At 70.5% G+C, this 1,958-nt stretch carries 2 protein-coding genes; both read right to left on the bottom strand.

The genetic code is table 11. The features are described 5' to 3' along the window. Positions 1-65 precede the first annotated feature (65 nt). Positions 66-389, bottom strand: a complete 324-nt coding sequence (locus ACN27A_RS34265) for an NADH-quinone oxidoreductase subunit A (protein WP_421459137.1) — start codon at positions 387-389, stop codon at positions 66-68. A 184-nt stretch (positions 390-573) separates the two neighbouring features. Then, positions 574-1,958: hypothetical protein (locus tag ACN27A_RS34260; protein ID WP_421459136.1), on the bottom strand; the 1,385-nt coding region annotated here is incomplete at its 5' end.

Raw genomic sequence — 1,958 nt, 5'->3', positions numbered from 1 at the left:
CTGCCCCGGCACTTCGACGGGAAGCACATGTGGGCGCCACGCGGCGAGTTTCACCGCCAGATCCGCTACACCCACCGCAGCGCGCCCTCTCGCCACGCCCACACGACCGCCACCAGAAGCGCCCCGAGGAACACGAACATCTCGACGATCGCCGATGCGCCCAGCTTCGCGACGACCACCGACCACGGATACATGAACAGCATCTCGACGTCGAACGCCAGAAACACCAGAGTGGCCGCGTACCAGCGCACGTGGTAGCGCGACAGCGCGTGTTCCTGCGGCAACCAACCAGACTGGAACGGTGCGCCGACCACCACGCCCGGCGAGCCCGTGATGATGCGGTTGGCGCCGTAGACGACCGCGACCGAAGCCAGCCAGATGGCCAACATCCACGCGACCGCCACGTACACGAAACGCTTCCCCTGCCTCGACGCTCCTGGTGCTCCCCCTCGCAAGGGGCCGGTTCAGATCCGGCCATCATGCCATCGCTGAAGGGTGCCGACAGCTCCTATCACCGATGTTTCCCCGAACTCGGAGTTCACACGTGCCCCCGCCGAACGACGCCGAGCGGTGCTACCGCCCCCGTTTGCCGAAGACCCGGCACTCGGTGGCCGGACAGTCGAACAACTTGGTGAACTCACCGGGATCGTCCCGCACCACCTGCTCGGCCACCGTGTCCACACCGACGACCACCAACCCGACATCGTCGGCGCGGATCAGCCGCTCGATGTCGTCGGCCCCCGCATCATCGGGGATTCGGGCGGCCGCCGTGGCCAGGTCGTAGGGCCACACCCGGTAGGGCAGTTCGACGGTTCCGTCGAACAGCGCGATCTCCCCGGGACGCATCGACTCCACGGCGTCGATGAATTGCCCCGGCGGGCCGGCCGCACCCACCGCACGGCGCCGCTGCTCGTCGGTCATCTCCAGGTAGGCGCGCAGCGGCGGACCTTCGCCGTGCAGGCCGGGGTAGGCGGCGACGAGATTCTGCGCCGCACCGGCGGCGATGAGCCAGAACACCGTGACGTGCAGCCAGGCCCGGGTGCGCAGCAGCTCGGTCGCGGGCACCGCCGCGGCCAGCGCCAGCCCGGCGAACACCAGCACGAAGCGCGCCACCGCGGGTTCGGGTGTCGCCAGCGTCGCGGCGACGATGAGCACCACCCCCACCGCCGCCCACCCGCCGAACCGTCGCGCCAGCCCGACGGCGGCGACCGGGATCGCCACCAGCACCAGCACACCGAGCCCGCCGACGCGCATGTCGAAGGCGGGCACCTGCGGCCAGAGCACCGACCACGACCCCAGCACCCGTTCGGCGAGGTTGCCATGGGTGCGTGGCGCGGCGGCTCCCGCGGCCAGCAGATCGGCCACCGCGTACTCGCCCGGCAGCTGCACCGGGCCGATGTCGAGCTGTACCGGCCACACCGGGTTGCCATGGCGAACAATGTTTCTCACGTATGACTCGGCGCCCAGCACGAACGCCAGCAGGCCGGCGACCGGGACCAGACGACCCAGGCCGGCCCGTACCGCGACGAGGGTCAGCGCAGCGAAGAGCAACACGACAGCCACCGGCGCGGTGGGTTTGGATCCCAGGAACAGCCCGAGCGCGACCGCCGCGAACATCAGCCGGACCCGGTCGGCCGGCCCCAGCAGGAAAGCGATGGCGCACAAGGCCAGCGCCGCCGCGGCGACGTCGACGTAGTTCGTCGGCAGCTGCAGGAACACCGCGGGCAGCGTCAGCCACGCCGCGCCGGCCGCCAGCGCGGCGTCGGACCGGGCACCGAGACGGCCCGCGATGACCGCGATGGCCAGGGCACCGAGCAGGCCGAACGGCAGCTGGCCGAGATCCACCAGGGTGTCGTCGGGAAGCATTGCCCGCCAGGCGATGAAGATGTTCTCGACAAGCTTCGGGTACGTCGACAGATACGGCACGTCGGCGGGGACATCGGCCAGGGTGCCGTGCT

It is taken from the genome of Micromonospora sp. WMMD737 (assembly GCF_049179055.1).
Classification (GTDB): Bacteria; Actinomycetota; Actinomycetes; order Mycobacteriales; family Micromonosporaceae; genus Micromonospora; species Micromonospora reichwaldensis.
Note: the sequence above shows the minus strand (reverse complement) of the source record. Positions and strands in the feature narration are given on the sequence as shown.